The 16,949-nt window shown below is 30.2% G+C and carries 14 protein-coding genes; 11 read left to right on the top strand and 3 right to left on the bottom strand.

Annotated elements, in window-relative coordinates:
* Positions 1-209 precede the first annotated feature (209 nt).
* The 5 genes from tgt to dnaB all read left to right on the top strand — a co-directional run bounded on the left by tgt (position 210) and on the right by dnaB (position 6,134).
* The gene (tgt, locus tag L2Z92_RS12565; protein WP_236453788.1) at positions 210-1,340 is read left to right on the top strand and encodes a tRNA guanosine(34) transglycosylase Tgt; all 1,131 of its coding nucleotides are present in this window, start codon (positions 210-212) and stop codon (positions 1,338-1,340) included.
* A gap of 103 nt (positions 1,341-1,443) precedes the next feature.
* Positions 1,444-2,523 carry an LptF/LptG family permease gene (locus L2Z92_RS12570; RefSeq protein WP_236453791.1) on the top strand — a complete coding sequence of 360 codons (1,080 nt, stop codon included), beginning with the start codon at positions 1,444-1,446 and terminating at the stop codon, positions 2,521-2,523.
* Entirely contained in the window at positions 2,510-3,409 is a 900-nt protein-coding gene (locus L2Z92_RS12575) for a DMT family transporter (RefSeq protein WP_236453794.1), read from the top strand. Before L2Z92_RS12570 ends, L2Z92_RS12575 begins: the two co-directional genes overlap by 14 nt.
* A gap of 65 nt (positions 3,410-3,474) precedes the next feature.
* Complete coding sequence (locus L2Z92_RS12580) at positions 3,475-4,428, top strand: acetyl-CoA carboxylase carboxyltransferase subunit alpha (protein ID WP_236453797.1); 954 nt, start codon at positions 3,475-3,477, stop codon at positions 4,426-4,428.
* 152 nt (positions 4,429-4,580) lie between these two features.
* On the top strand, positions 4,581-6,134 hold the full coding sequence (gene dnaB / locus L2Z92_RS12585) for a replicative DNA helicase (RefSeq protein ID WP_236453799.1): 1,554 nt from the start codon (positions 4,581-4,583) through the stop codon (positions 6,132-6,134).
* Positions 6,135-6,196: 62 nt separating this feature from the next.
* Here dnaB and L2Z92_RS12590 read toward each other — a convergent pair whose 3' ends face one another.
* The 3 genes from L2Z92_RS12590 to L2Z92_RS12600 form a co-directional block, all read right to left on the bottom strand.
* Positions 6,197-6,715 carry a hypothetical protein gene (locus L2Z92_RS12590; protein WP_236453802.1) on the bottom strand — a complete coding sequence of 173 codons (519 nt, stop codon included), beginning with the start codon at positions 6,713-6,715 and terminating at the stop codon, positions 6,197-6,199.
* Positions 6,716-6,831: 116 nt separating this feature from the next.
* A complete protein-coding gene (locus L2Z92_RS12595; protein ID WP_236453805.1) occupies positions 6,832-9,870 on the bottom strand; it encodes a T9SS type A sorting domain-containing protein in 3,039 nt (1,012 codons plus the stop codon).
* A 94-nt stretch (positions 9,871-9,964) separates the two neighbouring features.
* Positions 9,965-10,525, bottom strand: a complete 561-nt coding sequence (locus L2Z92_RS12600) for a phage tail protein (RefSeq protein ID WP_236453808.1) — start codon at positions 10,523-10,525, stop codon at positions 9,965-9,967.
* Positions 10,526-10,802: 277 nt separating this feature from the next.
* Between L2Z92_RS12600 and L2Z92_RS12605 the strand changes: the two genes are divergently transcribed.
* The 6 genes from L2Z92_RS12605 to L2Z92_RS12630 all read left to right on the top strand — a co-directional run bounded on the left by L2Z92_RS12605 (position 10,803) and on the right by L2Z92_RS12630 (position 16,921).
* Positions 10,803-11,120 carry a hypothetical protein gene (locus L2Z92_RS12605; protein WP_236453810.1) on the top strand — a complete coding sequence of 106 codons (318 nt, stop codon included), beginning with the start codon at positions 10,803-10,805 and terminating at the stop codon, positions 11,118-11,120.
* Positions 11,121-11,751: 631 nt separating this feature from the next.
* The gene (locus tag L2Z92_RS12610; RefSeq protein ID WP_236453813.1) at positions 11,752-12,543 is read left to right on the top strand and encodes a sensor histidine kinase; all 792 of its coding nucleotides are present in this window, start codon (positions 11,752-11,754) and stop codon (positions 12,541-12,543) included.
* Positions 12,544-12,546: 3 nt separating this feature from the next.
* The gene (locus L2Z92_RS12615; RefSeq protein ID WP_236453816.1) at positions 12,547-13,230 is read left to right on the top strand and encodes a response regulator transcription factor; all 684 of its coding nucleotides are present in this window, start codon (positions 12,547-12,549) and stop codon (positions 13,228-13,230) included.
* 148 nt (positions 13,231-13,378) lie between these two features.
* Complete coding sequence (locus L2Z92_RS12620; protein WP_379678357.1) at positions 13,379-14,572, top strand: asparagine synthetase B; 1,194 nt, start codon at positions 13,379-13,381, stop codon at positions 14,570-14,572.
* Between the two features lies 1 nt (position 14,573).
* Entirely contained in the window at positions 14,574-16,262 is a 1,689-nt protein-coding gene (locus L2Z92_RS12625; RefSeq protein WP_236453822.1) for a tetratricopeptide repeat-containing sensor histidine kinase, read from the top strand.
* A gap of 2 nt (positions 16,263-16,264) precedes the next feature.
* Positions 16,265-16,921 (top strand): LytR/AlgR family response regulator transcription factor, encoded by a 657-nt coding sequence (locus L2Z92_RS12630; protein WP_236453825.1) that lies wholly within the window; start codon positions 16,265-16,267, stop codon positions 16,919-16,921.
* Positions 16,922-16,949 lie beyond the last annotated feature (28 nt).

Below are 16,949 nucleotides of genomic sequence, written 5' to 3' on the forward strand. Positions count from 1 at the left end.
ATACTGGTGCAAAGATAATCAGTTGATTGGATTTTTAAAGAATATGTTTGAAAAAACAAAAGAGACTTCCTGCATTTTAAGGTTTTTTTGGAATTTTTGGTTGGTTTTTTAGTTTTCAGCTTAAAAAATCATAAAACAATTTTAAAATTTGATTAGTTGTTGTAGTCAGGTTGTCTAATTCATTTATATTTGCCAAGTAAATTTGTAATATGAAGTTCGATTTAATTAAAAAAGACCCAAAAAGCCAAGCAAGAGCTGGAAAGGTAACTACAGATCATGGTGTTATTGAAACACCAATTTTTATGCCTGTTGGAACAGTAGCGTCTGTGAAAGGTGTGCATCAAAGAGAATTAAGAAATGATATTAATCCAGATATTATTTTAGGAAATACCTATCATTTATATTTAAGACCGCAAACTGCAATTTTAGAAAAAGCGGGTGGTTTACATAAATTTATGAATTGGGATAGAAATATTTTAACCGATTCTGGAGGTTATCAAGTGTATTCTTTGTCTTCAAATAGAAAAATAAAAGAAGAAGGAGTAAAGTTTAAAAGTCATATTGATGGTTCTTATCATTTCTTTTCTCCAGAAAGCGTAATGGAGATTCAAAGAACTATTGGAGCAGATATTATTATGGCATTTGACGAATGTACTCCTTATCCATGTGATTATCGTTATGCAAAACGTTCAATGCATATGACGCATCGTTGGTTAGATAGATGTATAACTCATTTAGATAAGTTACCTTTTAAATATGGATATGAACAAACTTTTTTTCCAATAGTTCAAGGTAGTACGTATAAAGATTTACGTCAGCAATCTGCTGAGTATATTGCTAATGCAGGAGCACAAGGTAATGCAATTGGTGGTTTATCAGTTGGAGAACCTGCTGAAGAAATGTATGCAATGACAGAAGTTGTTACTGCAATTCTACCTGAGGATAAGCCAAGGTATTTAATGGGAGTAGGTACACCTATAAATATATTAGAAAATATTGCTTTAGGAATAGATATGTTTGATTGTGTTATGCCAACGCGTAATGCAAGAAATGGTATGTTATTTACGGCTTACGGTTCTATAAATATTAAGAACAAGAAATGGGAAGACGATTTTTCTCCAGTTGATGAAATGGGGCATACTTGGGTTGATTTGGAATATTCTAAAGCCTATTTACGTCATCTGTTTGCGGCAAATGAGTTTTTAGGAAAACAAATTGCAACAATTCATAATTTAGGATTCTATATGTGGTTGGTGAGAGAAGCGAGAAGACAAATCATAGCAGGTACATTTAGAGAGTGGAAAGACAAAATGGTTGTTCAAATGGCACAACGCTTGTAATTATTTTAATGAAATCGCTATTAACAATATGTTTGCGCAAGCAAACGCCTATCATAAAAAAGCGATACCATATGTTACCGCTAAAAAAAAATAATTTAAACATATGAAATTAATTGATAAATATATTTTAAAACGATATTTAGCTACGTTCAGTGTAATGTTACTTTTGTTTATTCCAATTGGGATAGTAATTGACGTTTCTGAAAAAGTAAATAGAATGATTGAAAGGAAAGCTCCATTCAATGAAATTATTATTTATTATGGCGATTTTGTTATCTATTTTGCTAATTTATTATTTCCAATATTTTTGTTTCTTTCTGTAATTTGGTTTACATCTAAGTTAGCAAATAATACAGAGATTATAGCTATTTTAAGTTCAGGGATTTCTTTTAAACGTTTTTTAAGACCATTTTTACTTGGAGCAACCATAATTTGTGTTTTTGCTTTGTTAATGGGATTTTTTCTTGTGCCTAAAGCGAGTAAAGGTTTCTTAGATTTTAGAAATGCTTATTTAAGGAGTAGTAGCTATAAAACAATGGAAACTACCGATATTTTTAGACAAATAGGAGATGGAGAATATATTTATATTAGTAATTATAATTTAATGTCTAAAACAGGTTTTAATTTTACTTATGAAAAGTTTAAAGAAAATGTTTTAATAGAGAAAGTTACTTCTAATAGAATAAAATATAATGAAGAAACAAAAAAGTATTCTTTATATAATTATATAAAAAGAGGAGTTGGAAAGAATAACGATGTTCTAGAAATGGTCGATAAGAAAATGGTCGATTTTAATTTTGAACCCGAAGAATTAACACCTGTTTTTTATATTGCAGAAACAATGACTATTGGTGAACTTTTTAAATTCATTAATAAAGAGAAGAAAAAAGGAAATACACGAATAAATGCTTACTTAGTAGTGCTTTATAAAAAATTTAGTTTGCCAATTTCTGCATTCATTTTAACAATTATTGCAGTAGCTGTTTCCTCAATGAAAAGAAGAGGAGGGATGGGGGTAAATCTAGCAATTGGAATAGTAATTGCATTTACATTTATATTTTTTGACAAAGTATTTGGAACCATTGCAGAAAACTCAGATTTCTCACCATTATTAGCGGTATGGATTCCAAATATATTTTTTGGAATATTAGCTTTTTATTTACTTAGAAATGCAAAACGATAATATTTATATTAAGAATTATTTACACCTTCATTTAATTGTTTTTATTTGGGGATTTACAGCAGTTCTAGGAAAGTTAATTTCATTAGATGCTTTAGATTTAGTATGGTATAGGATGTCGTTTGCTTCACTTTTTATTTTAGGTTTTCTTATTGTTAAGAAAGTGAAATTGAAAATTGATAGAAAAGGGATCATACGATTCTCTGTTGCAGGTTTAATAATTGCTGCGCATTGGTATACTTTCTACGAAGCTATTAAGGTATCAAATATATCGGTAACATTAACTTGTTTGTCAACAGGTGCTTTTTTTACTTCAATATTAGAACCAATTTTGCATAGAAGAAAAATAATTTGGTATGAAATGTTTTTTGGAATTATAACGATTTTCGGACTGGGGATTATTTTTGAAGTAGAGACTCAATATCAGACGGGTATTTATTTAGCAATAACATCTGCTTTTTTATCGGCTTTATTTTCTGTATTGAATGGGAAGTTTGTAAAAGAGTATGATTCTAATGTAATTTCATTTTATGAACTATTAATAGGAGTGATAGGAATTAGTGTGTTTATGTTTTTTACTGAAGGGTTTACACCAGCTTTTTTTAAAATTTCTTTAGAAGATTTGTTTTGGATTTTTATCCTTTCTTCAATTTGTACAGCTTATGCTTTTTCAGCTTCTGTAAAAATCATGAAATTTTTAAGTCCATTTACAATTATGTTAACAATAAATCTAGAACCCATTTATGGAATAATTCTAGCACTGATGATTTTTGGAGATTCAGAACACATGAATTCACTCTTCTATTTAGGAGCAGCAATAATATTAGCTACCGTTTTAGCGAATGGAATTGTGAAAAATTATAAAAAAAGAAAACTAAAGTTGACTTAATTTCGCAATTAATTAACCGAAAATTTTATCTTTGTCACAACAAAAACAAACCAAAATTTAGTCCCATGGAATATTTAGATTTTGAATTACCTATAAAAGAGCTTGAAGATCAGCTTGATAAGTGCGTAGTTATAGGTCAGGAATCTGATGTAGATGTAACCAATACATGTAAACAGATTGAAAAAAAATTAGCAGAAACTAAGAAAAATATATATAAGAATTTAACTGCTTGGCAAAGAGTACAACTATCTCGTCATCCAAGTAGACCATACACAATGGATTATATTAAAGCTTTGTGTGGTGATACTTTCTTAGAATTATTTGGAGATAGAGGGTTTAAAGATGATAAGGCCATGGTTGGTGGTTTAGGAAAAATCGATGGACAATCCTTTATGATTATTGGTCAACAAAAAGGTTATAATACCAAAACGCGTCAGTACAGAAATTTTGGTATGGCAAACCCAGAGGGCTATAGAAAAGCACTTCGATTAATGAAAATGGCTGAGAAATTCGGTGTCCCTGTAATTACTTTAATAGATACTCCGGGTGCTTATCCTGGATTGGAAGCAGAAGAGAGAGGTCAAGGAGAAGCTATTGCACGAAATATATTCGAAATGTTTCGCTTAAAAGTGCCAATTATTACCATAATTGTTGGTGAAGGTGCCTCTGGAGGAGCATTAGGTATTGGAGTTGGAGATAGAGTATTCATGTTGGAAAACACGTGGTATTCTGTAATTTCTCCAGAATCATGTTCTTCTATTCTATGGAGAAGTTGGGAATACAAAGAGCAAGCCGCAGAAGCGTTGAAATTGACTCCTAACGACATGAAAAAACAAAAACTGATTGACGATATTATTCCAGAACCATTAGGTGGAGCTCATTATGATAGAGAAACAACATTTAAAAATGTTCAAAAGGTTATTTCTGAGACTTTCAATGAATTGAAAAAATTATCAACAGAAGATTTGATAATGCAGAGAATGGATAAGTATAGTAAAATGGGCGAATTCAAAGAATAATTCATTTTAAGATTGATATTAAGTCCGAAACCTAATAGTTTCGGATTTTTTTTGTGTTGTTAACAAAATGATTTATGTTTTCAACAACTTTTTAACACTGTTCAGATAATAAAATTAAATAGAATTCATTAAAAAATGGTTACCTTCGCACTATGGAAAATGTCAAAAATAATAGCTATCAAAAAGAGAATAAAAGTGCTATTATTAATTTAGAAAAAGGAAAACTTCCTCCTCAAGCTGTCGATCTAGAAGAAGCTGTTTTAGGAGCAATGATGATTGATAAAAAAGGAGTAGATGAAGTTATTGATATTCTTCAAGCTGATGCATTTTATAAAGATGCTCATAAAAATATTTTTGAAGCAATTGTAGAATTGTTTAATGATACTCAGCCTATAGATTTATTAACGGTTTCTGCACAACTTAAAAAGAACGGTAAATTAGATTCGGCTGGAGGAGATTATTATTTAATTCAGCTTACTCAAAAAATTTCATCTTCTGCTCATATTGAATTTCATTCGAGGATTATTTTGCAAAAATTTATTCAGCGAAGTTTAATTAAGATTTCGAATGAAATAATTGAAGAATCATATGATGAATCAACAGATGTGTTTGATTTATTAGATAAAGCAGAATCTAAGTTGTATGAAGTTACTCAAGGAAATATTAAGAGAAGTTCCGAGTCAGCTCAAAGTTTAGTAATTCAAGCTAAAAAAAGAATTGAAGAAATTGCAGGAAAAGAAGGCTTGAGTGGAATTCCTACTGGTTTTCATGATCTTGATAAATTAACATCAGGTTGGCAACCTTCCGATTTAATTATTGTTGCAGCTCGTCCAGGTATGGGTAAAACAGCATTTACTTTATCTATGGCTAGAAATATGGCAATAGATTATGGTGCACCAGTTGCTTTTTTCTCATTAGAGATGTCGTCTGTTCAGTTAATTACCCGTCTAATTTCTTCTGAAACAGGTTTGGCTTCAGAAAAATTAAGGACAGGTAAGTTAGAAAAACATGAATGGGAGCAGTTGTCAATTAAGGTGAAAGATTTAGAAAAAGCACCTTTGTTTATTGATGATACACCTTCGTTATCAATTTTCGATTTACGTGCTAAAGCTAGGCGTTTAGCGTCTCAGTATGGTATAAAGTTAATTGTTATTGATTATTTGCAATTAATGACAGCTGGAGGTAATGGAAAAGGAGGAGGAAATCGTGAGCAAGAGATTTCTACAATTTCCCGAAACTTAAAAGCATTAGCAAAAGAACTATCTATTCCAGTTATTGCTCTTTCACAGCTTTCACGTGCTGTAGAAACGCGTGGATCGAGTAAAAGACCTTTACTTTCCGATTTAAGGGAATCTGGAGCGATTGAGCAAGATGCAGATATTGTATCGTTTATTTATAGACCTGAATATTATAAAATTGATGAATGGGATGATGAAGAACGTTCTCCAACTCAAGGTCAGGCTGAATTTATTGTAGCAAAACACCGTAATGGTGGATTAGAAAATATACGTTTAAAATTTTTGGGTCATTTAGGTAAGTTTGATAATTTGGATGATTTTAGTTCTCCGTTTGATGAATTACCTTCAAAAATGAATACGGATGATAAAAATCCTTTTATCACACAAAATTTACCTTCAGCTAATGAAGCATTTGGAAGTAATTTTAATGATGATAATGAAGAAGATGATTCAGATGTTCCGTTTTAAATTTTAAAGCATAAAAAAAGGTCTCAAATATTTGAGACCTTTTTTTTGTAGCATTAATTTTTTTAATTTCTTACCAAATGAAAATTAAATGTAGATAATGTTTTGTTGTCTACATTTATATTTTTTGGACAAAATTCTGTTTTGAAATTAGGATTATAATTCCATTCTTCACTGTGAATATCGCATCCTTTCGCGGTTAAATAGATAGTGCTATTATAAGTTTTATATCCATCTGCTATTATTTCAATATTCACTTTTTCATTCAATTTGTTTTTATTTAATGAAAAACCAGATTGTATCTGATACGTACTGTCATTTGAAGTTACACTTTCATTTAAAGGGAAAAATCTATTGCGCTTTACTTTTGCAATCATTTTTACATTCTTAATTGGTGCTAATGTTGATGCATCAATAAAGTTACCTTTTAAAATAATTGTATCTGTAGGTGATAAAGGAGATAAGTCAATTATTGTATTTGCTGTCTCCTTTTTAATTTCAGAAGCATATAAATTCGAACCAGACAATGCAATTGTTCCTGTTGTAAAGACACTTAGTCTTTTTACAAAATTTCTTCTTTCCATATTCTTGTGGTTAATAGTTGAGTAAAAAATATTTTGAATAAACATATTTCTAAGAGAAAAAGGTTGTTATAAAATATTTTATAACAACCTTTTATTGTTAATTAAGGTTTTAGAATTTATTTCTTAATTATTAATCTTTTAGAGCTAGTTTTTAATCCATTAGTACCTTTAATGAAATAGATACCATCTGCTAAATTATCAACATTTACAATGTTTGTTATGTTAGAACTAACTGTGAAAGTTTTTACAGTTTGACCTAATTGATTAGCAATAATGAATTGTCCGTCAAAATCTGCGTTAATATTTAATAAACCATTTGTAGGGTTTGGATAAATTGAGAAATTAGATATACTTTCAAAATTTTCAGAACCTAATACAGTAACAGTTTCGCAAGCAGATTCAATTGTGCAAACACCTAATGTAATTTCAACTTTATAGTCACCCATTGCAGTTGGTGTAAAACTTTGATTCGTTTCTCCTGTTAATAAAGTATTTGGACATTCGTACCATTGGTATGTTGCACCAGTTTGATCTGCAGTTAATACACCTGCGTTTTGTGTAATATTATTGTCAATAGCGACTGGTTCTGTAATTGTTACAGTAGTAGTATTCAAACAACCATTATTATCAGTTACCCATACAGTATAAGTTCCAGAAACAACATCAGTTATAGAGGCGGTTGTAGCACCATCACTCCATACGTAAGTATAAGGTGCAGTACCACCAGATCCAGAAGCTGTAGCTCCTCCATTAGAACCACCATTACAAGAAACATTGTTATCCGCAATTGCAGAAGCAACTACAGCAGTTGGTTCAGTAATAGTAATAGAAGCTATATCAGTACAACCATTAGCGTCTGTAATAGTACATGTATAAGTTCCAGCAACAATACCAGTTATAGAAGCTGTTGTAGCAGCATTACTCCAAGCATAAGTATAAGGAGCAGTTCCTCCTGTAGCAGAAGCTGTAGCTCCACCATTAGAACCACCATTACAAGAAACATTGTTATCCACAATTGCAGAAGCAACTAAAGCAGTTGGTTCAGTAATAGTAATAGAAGCTATATCAGTACAACCATTAGCGTCTGTAATAGTACATGTATAAGTTCCAGCAACAATACCAGTTATAGAAGCAGTTGTAGCTCCGTTACTCCATGCGTAAGTATAAGGAGCAGTTCCTCCTGTAGCAGAAGCTGTAGCTTCACCATTAGAACCACCATTACAAGAAGCATTGTTATCCGTAATTGCAGAAGCAACTACAGCAGTTGGTTCAGTAATAGTAATAGAAGCCATATCAGTACATCCATTAGCATCTGTAATAGTACATGTATAAGTTCCAGCAACAATACCAGTTATAGAAGCAGTTGTAGCTCCGTTACTCCAAGCATAAGTATAAGGAGCAGTTCCTCCTGTAGCAGAAGCTGTAGCTCCGCCATTAGAACCACCATTACAAGAAACATTGTTATCCGCAATTGCAGAAGCAACTAAAGCAGTTGGTTCAGTAATAGTAATAGAAGCCGTATCAGTACAACCATTAGCGTCTGTAATAGTACATGTATAGGTTCCAGCAATAATACCAGTTATAGAAGCAGTTGTAGCTCCGTTACTCCATGCGTAAGTATAAGGAGCGGTTCCTCCAGTAGCAGAAGCTGTAGCTCCACCATTAGAACCACCATTACAAGAAGCATTGTTATCCACAATTGCAGAAGCAACTAAAGCAGTTGGTTCTGTAATAGTAATAGAAGCCATATCAGTACAACCATTATCATCCGTGATTGTTACATTATAAGTTCCCGCAATAACGCCAGTTATAGAAGCAGTTGTAGCTCCGTTACCCCATGCGTAAGTATAAGGAGCGGTTCCTCCAGTAGCAGAAGCTGTAGCTCCACCATTAGAACCACCATTACAAGAAGCATTGTTATCCGTAATTGCAGAAGCAACTAAAGCAGTTGGTTGAGTTATTGTTGCAGATTGAATTTTTGTACAACCATTAGCGTCTGTAATAGTACATGTATAAGTTCCAGCAACAATACCAGTTATAGAAGCTGTTGTAGCAGCATTACTCCAGGCATAAGTATAAGGAGCAGTTCCACCTGAAGCAGAAACTGTTGCAGCTCCAGTTGCGCCCCCATTACATGCTACATTTGTTTGAGAAATTATTGTTGATGTAATGTTAGTAACGTTTACAGTCAATGTACCACAACTACCAGGTGTTACACAACCTCCTTCACCACGCACATAATAAGTTGTGCTAGGTCCAGTTGGAGTAACTACAAAAGAAGAAGTAGTAGTAGTGCCAACTAATGTTCCTCCACAAGAACCAGTATAAATAGCCCATTGTGTTGCATCATTTAAAGTACCCGTAATATTTAAAGTAGTTGTGTTTCCACTACAAACAGGATTAGCAATAGCAGTTACTGATGGTACGGTTGGGTCTGTACAAGGAGCATCAACACCTTTTAATATAATATTATCAAAAGCAAACTCTTCCTGAGCGTCTGGCATACTAAAACGTACTCTAATTTCTATTGAAGCACCACTTACAGTGCTACCTGTTATAGCATCTAAATTTAAATTGAAGCTAGTCATAGCAGTATTAACACTAGTTGTTTCTCCACCATCTAAAACACCATTAAGGTTATTATCTCTAATTAAACCTGGAGTAGAGCTAGTTGCTCCTCCATAAAATGCTAATAAATTAGTGTATGAGCCTCCATCTATTTTATAATCTACTATTAAAAAATCAGAATCTTCATAACGTGCAGCATTCGTGTTCGGGAAAGCAACATCTATATCGATTGAAAGATTTGTTTTTCCAATAATACTAATTGGATCTAATTCTATGTAAGAATGATTATTATAACCATCGACAAAGTTAATATCCTCTCCACCGATCACATTTGTAGAATTACCAGTAATAACGCCATCAAATGTGAAAGTACCTACAAGTCCCCTCCCTATTCTATCATTACCATCTAAAGATGTACGAAATGTTTGAGTAGGGTCATCTATTCCTGTATCGGCATTTCCAATTGCGTATCCAATAAAATCAGATCCTTCAAAATCTTCAGTATGAATTATAGTCTGAGAAAAAGATATTGGAATAAAAAAGGTAAACAGAAATAAAAATAAAAATAATTGAGTAATTTTTTTCATAAAATGTGTGCTATATATTAAAAGAGATAAAAATACAAATTCAAACGATTAAAAAAGATTAACCACCTGAATTTGTTTCAATATAAACCAAAAATTAGTTTCTTGTAGGAAAAAGACCTTGCAATGCAATAATGTAGTTAATTGTTAAATACGGTTGCATATTATTATGAGCTTGATTTCCTCCTTGATTTAAAGTAGTTGTTGTCGTTGTAACTGAATTAGTATTCATTTCAGTATTTGGAACACTACTACTGAAAATTTCAGAGCCACTATTTGAGCCACTAGCAAGAGTTGCACCAGGGCTTATAGTGTCATCATCTCCTGCAGCACTTTGTGCATGAAATTTAGAAGCGGAATTTGCTATGTGGTTATGAGATGGCATTTCAAGAGTATTTAAAGTATGAGTTTCTTGACCTCCTCTTGAACCTAATTGGCGTGTAGATAATCCTGGACCTGTACCAGATTGAATAGGAGCTCTACCACGTAAGTCTGGTAATGCAAATGTAGTTCTTCCGTCTCCTCCATAGGTTGTTCCTATTATAGAGAATAAAGCAGTGTTTTGTGAAATGGCTAATAATTGTCCTTCACAAAGTGCCCATCCTCTCGGGGCGAAGTTTCCTGCGAACAGTGTAATTTGTCCTAATAATGGATCCATAAGTTTAGTTTTTTTTTTTATTTTATTATTAAATTAATAATAAAATGGTTAATAATTGTTTTTTTTTAATTCAATGTTTGTTAAAAAAATATAAAATATGTATAAAGGTAGTTTAAAATATTTTATTTAACTACATTATTGTTTTATTTTGCTAAGATAAAATTTATGAACTTAATAGTACCCCGTAAAAATACCTGTTTTTTAGTTCTGATGTTATACGAAAGAATTTTAATACTAAATTTGCGATATAGTATTTTAACAATTTAAACTAATAATTATGAAAAATGACAACGCAATTCCATTAGAAACAGCACAAGAATGGGCAACTAAGTGGGTAGAATCTCAACCTGCTGGTACGGTAAAAGCACATTTAATTCCAATGAAAGATTTTATAGCTTTAAGTGAAGAGCAAGGAGTAGTGAATATTCGAGCATATATTGGAGTTGATGGTGATGGTATAAATAAATTAATGCTTGTAGGTGTTGACGAGAATGAGAAAGATATGATAAGTAGTACAGATTTGATTTATGATTTTACTAAACCTTGTCCAACTACATGTGATACAAATAGTCCATTATTTATTAAAAAAGGTTAATGAATGATATATTTGCAGATATAGGTTATTTACTGCTACTCATTAATATGGTATTTTATCTTAAAGGTTTTTCCAATAATGGAAGAGCCTTTAAGAGCTTTGTTTACTATTTAATTGTAATTTTTATAATTCAAATTGTATCAAGTGTTTATCAATATTTTGAAGTTAATAATTTATTTATATCCCATTTTTATTTTTTATCTCAATTTTTTATTTTGAGAATCTTTTATTATTTTTTAGTAAAAGATAAGTTGCAAAAGAAAATAATAAGAATCACATTTTCCTTATGTCTACTTTCTTTGCTAATTCAGTATTTTATTTCTCCAACTATTTTTTTTGGATTTAATCTGTATGAAGTTTTCATTACATCTTTTTTATTAATTATTTATTCTACTTTTCATTTATATAATCAATTAGATAGTAAAAAAGAGTTTTATTACATCAATTTAGGAATTTTGATTTACCTTTTTGGAAGCACAATTCTTTTTTTAGTAGGTAACCTGATGCTAAAGTTCGATTCTAAATATAATAAAATTCCTTGGATTTTAAATTCGCTACTATATATAGTTTATCAATTGTTTATTTTGTACGAATGGAAAGTCAGTTTTTTAAATAATAAAAAGAAATCATTATGAATTCAGATTTAATACATCAAGATGAAATAATAAGTGTAATTATCTACACTTTTACAGCATTCCTTTTAATGGCATTGGTACTTATTTTGTTTTTCTATTTCTCAAGGAAGAAAATTGTACAAAAAGAGGTAGAAAAGAAAAACTTAGAATTAAGTCATCAAAAAAAATTATTGCACGCAATACTTGTAACGCAAGAAGATGAAAGGAAAAGAATTGCTCAAGACCTTCATGATGATATAAGTTCTAAATTGAATATTGTCTCAATAAATAGTCATTTATTAAAAACACCTGGGCTAACATTTGAAGAGTCTTGCGAGATTTCTACAAATATTTTTAACCTTACCAAAAAAGCATTAGATAATTCTCGAAGAATAGCACATGACTTATTGCCTCCAGTTTTAGAAAAATTTGGACTTCATGCTGGAATAGAAGAAATGTGTGTTGAGTTTAATAGTAATAAACAGGTAAGAGCTAATTTTAAAAGTACTGCGGAACTGGATAAATTAAGTTCAGATGTTCAGTTAAGTGTGTTTAGAATTTTGCAAGAACTAATGAATAATTCACTAAAACATAGTAAAGCATCAAGTATAAATATTATCTTTGAAAGAGAGTTAGAAAAAATTACTTGTAAGTATAGCGACGATGGTATTGGTTTTGATATTCAAAGTGACGACAATCAAAAAGGACTAGGAATGAAAAGTATTGAAAGTCGAATTAGTTTTTTAAACGGACAAATAAGTGTAAATTCGAGTTTAGGTAATGGAATTAATGTACTATTTAGTTTTTGATATATGGAAAAAATAAAAATGATATTGGCCGATGACGAAGTTTTGTTTCGAAAGGGAATAGCGTTTTTGTTGCAAAGAGAATCGAATATAGAAATTTTATTTGAAGCTTCTGATGGTTTAGAATTAACCACCTATCTAGAAGAAAATAAAGAGCAACATCCCGATATTATTTTAATGGATTTAAAGATGCCATTATTAAATGGAGTTGAAGCTACAAAAATTATTCATGATGCTTATCCTGAAATAAAAATAATTGCATTAACAAGTTATAATACAAGATCATTTGTAGCGAATATGATTCATGTTGGTGCTTCTTCTTACCTAGTTAAAAATGCGACTCCAGCTGAAATGTTATTAACAATAAATGAAGTTTTTGAAAAAGGATTTTACTATAATGACTGTGTTCTAGACGTTATTAATGAAGGAATTGCAATTAAAGATTATAGAATCAAAAGTCATTTTGATGAAGACTATCTAACCACAAGAGAAAAAGAAGTTTTAGAATTTATCTGCCAGCAATTTAGTACTAATGAAATTGCTGAAAAATTATTTATAAGTCCAAGAACTGTAGACGGACATAGAAATAATTTACTACTAAAAACGGAATCTAAAAATATTGCAGGTCTAGTTGTATATGCTATTCAAAATAAAGTAATTCCAATAGAAGATATTTTAAAGAGAATCTAATCCTATTAAATTGTTGAAGTTAAAGAATATAATATTTCAAGACTAATTCCTTATCTTTGAAAAAACAGTTATCGCTTTGAAAAAATATTTATATCTACTTTTTTTATTGACTACAATCACAAGTCAAGCATCTTTTATTTTGCTACCAATGGACGCAGAAGGACAACAAAATCATTTGAAAGCATACGGAATTACCTATTGGGCATTAGAGAAAAACTACAAAGTGAGTTGGTTACTTAATTATAGAGGTGGTTCATTTTTGTTTCCAGATGATGAGCCAATTAGAAGAGAATGTAAAATTAGAGGTGTAACTTTTGAAGTTTTGTCTGATGCAGCAACCAATTCTATTTTAGAAGAAATTAGTAGTCCATCTCAGAATATGGAAACGGTTGTTTTAGAAAAAGCACCTAAAATTGCAGTTTATACGCCAAAAGGTAAACAACCATGGGACGATGCTGTAACAATGGTATTAACTTATGCAGAAATTCCATATGAAGAAATATATGATGAAGATGTACTAACCGATCAACTGCTATTATATGATTGGTTACATCTACATCATGAAGATTTTACAGGGCAATTTGGTAAGTTTTTCGGCAATTATAGAACAGCACCATGGTATATTGAACAGAAAAAAGAAGCAGAAAATCTTGCTCTAAAATTAGGTTATAGTAAAGTTTCTGAAGAAAAACTAGCTGTTGCTTTAAAAGTTAGAGATTATGTTATTGGTGGAGGTTTTATGTTTGCAATGTGTTCTGCTACAGATAGTTTTGAAATAGCATTAGCAGCTGAAGGAGTAGATATTTGTGAGCCTATGTTCGATGGAGATAGTAGCGATCCTAATTATCAGTCACAAATAAACTATAATAACTCATTTGCTTTTAAAGATTTTATATTAGAAAGAAGACCTGAAACTTATGAATTTTCAGATATCGATACTACAGATGATAGAGCTAAAAAAAGAGTTCCTTTTCAACAAGATTATTTTACACTAATGGATTTTTCTGCAAAATGGGATCCAATTCCCACAATGCTATGCCAAAATCATACTCAATTAGTAAAAGGTTTTATGGGGCAAACCACTGCATTCTCTGGAGATAAAATTAAAAGCAATGTATTAAGGTTAGGAGAAAACAAGTTAAATGGAGAAGCAAGATATATTCATGGAACAAGAGGTAAAGGAATGTTTACATTCTATGGAGGTCATGATCCAGAAGATTATCAACATTTTGTTGGAGATGCACCTACTGTATTGGACCTACATCCAAATTCTCCAGGTTATCGTTTAATTTTAAATAATGTTTTATTTCCAGCAGCAAGAAAGAAAAAGCTGAAAACATAATATGAAGTATTTTCTTTTTGTATTATTCAGCTTACATTTTTCTTTTTCTCAAAATAGGAGCTTAGTAGATGATGGAGAAAAATTGATTTATGAAAATAAATTGGATAAGGCAATAATTTATTATACTAAGCAATTAAAAAACACTACTAAAGAAGAGCAACAAATACAGCTACTTCTTGGTTTAGGAGATGCTTATAGACTTCAATTAAATTTCGATAAATCCAATCAATATTATTCTGAAGCATATAAAATTATCAAAAACACCAATAATATACAATTTGAGTTTTTGTATTATGTGAAAATGGCAGAGTTCTACAGAAAAAGAACAATGTTTATCAAATCTGTAACTCAACTTGATAAAGCAGCTGTTATTTTAAAAAAAAATAAGATTAAAGACTTTTATTTAGCTAAGTATTATAATAGGAAAGCAGCACTTTTTACGGAATATTTTCATATTCAAGATTCAACTCTTTTATATGCAAATAAGTCCCTAAACTTGGCAAAAAAACTTAATGATAAGGATAATGTTTTTTATTCCCTACTTGAGATTGCAGGTGTTCACGAACGCAAAAAAGAGTATAAAATTTCAATACGTTATTTAGAAGAAATAATTCAATTTGCAAAAAGCAACAATATGCAACAGCAAGAAGCTGATGCTTATATAAGTTATATTATGGCTTTAGCAAGAAGTAATCAATTAGAAAAAGCGTTGAATACAGCTTTATATGCAGCTAATTTTTCTAAAAAACACAAATTATTTTATAATGAAATTATTTTTAATGAAAATATTCAAAACTTGTATTTTAGATTGCACAATACAGAAAAAGCATATGAATATTTAAAACACAGATTAGAACTTACAACTAAGTATAACGAGATAAAAAAAGAAGAATTAGTTTTAAACTTAGAAGCAAAATACAAGCTTAAAGAAAAGGAACATGAAATAAAAATTAATAATTTAAAAATTGTCAATAGTAATAAAGAACTAGAAAATAACAAAGTGCGATTTTATATTATCATGGGGCTTTTCTTAGTTACCATTTTAGTCACATTATTAGTTGCCTATTTTTTGAAACAATCCAACCAATCCAATAAAAAACTTCAAATTTTATCGGAACAAAATGAATTTTTACTAAGTGAAGCCAATCATCGTATTAATAATAATCTTCAATTAGTTATTATTCTAATTTCAGATCAACTGAATAAACTTCCTGATAATGAAGCGCAAGAAATTAAAAAAATTCTTAAAAAGGTAAATTCAATAGCAACATTGCACAGACATCTTTATCAGTCTAATGATAAAACAAAAGTAGACAGTTATAAATACCTAAACGATATAAAATCTAGTTTTTCTGACCTATTTACTGAAAATAATATTGCAACATATTTTACAATCAAAGAGATAGCATTACCAACAGATATGGCTATGTATTTGGGGTTATTACTAACAGAACTTATTATAAATTCTATCAAACACGCTTTTGGAAATCTAGAATATAAAGAAATTAATTTCGATTTAAAAGTAGAAAATGAAGTCGTTTATTTTAACTATTCTGATAATGGAACTAAGCTAAAAGGAGAAGATATTAAACTTAAATTAATCAATAAATTGTGTAGACAACTAAAACTAGTATACATTATAAATACGAATAACGGCTTTTCTTTTTCGTTTCAAAAACAATTAAATTAATAATGTTAAATACCAAAATACTAATAGTGGAAGACGAGGTTTTAATCGCTGATTATATTGCAGAGCTATTAGAAGAAGAAAAGTTTACCACTATAAAATTGGCTCATGATGAAGATGAGGCTAAATTCCTAATGGATTCTTTTTTGCCAGAGATAATTTTAATGGACATTAATTTAAACGGATTAAATGCTGGGATTGAATTAGCAAAAAACAAAAATGGAAAAGCCAAAGTAATCTTCTTAACGGGTCAGTATGATTATAAATTAATGAACGATGCCTTACAAACAAATCCAGATTCGTATTTAACAAAACCCATTAAAAAACAAGATGTAATAGCAGCCATTAATTTAGTCATTATAAAACAAAAAGCCAATTTTATTACTATAAAAGACGGTTATGATGAAGTTAAAATAAGTTTAGACGATATATTATTTATTAAAAGTGATGCAAATTATATTGATATTCAATTACTAAATAAAAAGTACACCACTCGACAATCATTAGATGCTTTTCTAGAAGAAATTCAATCGGATAATTTCAAGAAAGTACATCGATCTTATATTGTGAATCGTTCAAAAATAACAAAGAAAAATAGCACTTCTGTTTTTGTAAACGAAATTGAAATTCCCCTCTCAAGAAAACTTGATTTTGAATTATAATCTACGTTCATATACAAAGTTCTGCATT

The organism is Flavobacterium jumunjinense (assembly GCF_021650975.2).
In the GTDB taxonomy this organism is placed as follows: Bacteria; Bacteroidota; Bacteroidia; order Flavobacteriales; family Flavobacteriaceae; genus Flavobacterium; species Flavobacterium jumunjinense.

Coding starts and splice junctions, on each gene's coding strand:
- tgt (WP_236453788.1), top strand. CDS start 210: ATGAAGTTCGATTTAATTAAAAAAGACCCAAAAAGCCAAGCAAGAGCT.
- L2Z92_RS12570 (WP_236453791.1), top strand. CDS start 1,444: ATGAAATTAATTGATAAATATATTTTAAAACGATATTTAGCTACGTTC.
- L2Z92_RS12575 (WP_236453794.1), top strand. CDS start 2,510: ATGCAAAACGATAATATTTATATTAAGAATTATTTACACCTTCATTTA.
- L2Z92_RS12580 (WP_236453797.1), top strand. CDS start 3,475: ATGGAATATTTAGATTTTGAATTACCTATAAAAGAGCTTGAAGATCAG.
- dnaB (WP_236453799.1), top strand. CDS start 4,581: ATGGAAAATGTCAAAAATAATAGCTATCAAAAAGAGAATAAAAGTGCT.
- L2Z92_RS12590 (WP_236453802.1), bottom strand. CDS start 6,715: ATGGAAAGAAGAAATTTTGTAAAAAGACTAAGTGTCTTTACAACAGGA.
- L2Z92_RS12595 (WP_236453805.1), bottom strand. CDS start 9,870: ATGAAAAAAATTACTCAATTATTTTTATTTTTATTTCTGTTTACCTTT.
- L2Z92_RS12600 (WP_236453808.1), bottom strand. CDS start 10,525: ATGGATCCATTATTAGGACAAATTACACTGTTCGCAGGAAACTTCGCC.
- L2Z92_RS12605 (WP_236453810.1), top strand. CDS start 10,803: ATGAAAAATGACAACGCAATTCCATTAGAAACAGCACAAGAATGGGCA.
- L2Z92_RS12610 (WP_236453813.1), top strand. CDS start 11,752: ATGAATTCAGATTTAATACATCAAGATGAAATAATAAGTGTAATTATC.
- L2Z92_RS12615 (WP_236453816.1), top strand. CDS start 12,547: ATGGAAAAAATAAAAATGATATTGGCCGATGACGAAGTTTTGTTTCGA.
- L2Z92_RS12620 (WP_379678357.1), top strand. CDS start 13,379: ATGGACGCAGAAGGACAACAAAATCATTTGAAAGCATACGGAATTACC.
- L2Z92_RS12625 (WP_236453822.1), top strand. CDS start 14,574: ATGAAGTATTTTCTTTTTGTATTATTCAGCTTACATTTTTCTTTTTCT.
- L2Z92_RS12630 (WP_236453825.1), top strand. CDS start 16,265: ATGTTAAATACCAAAATACTAATAGTGGAAGACGAGGTTTTAATCGCT.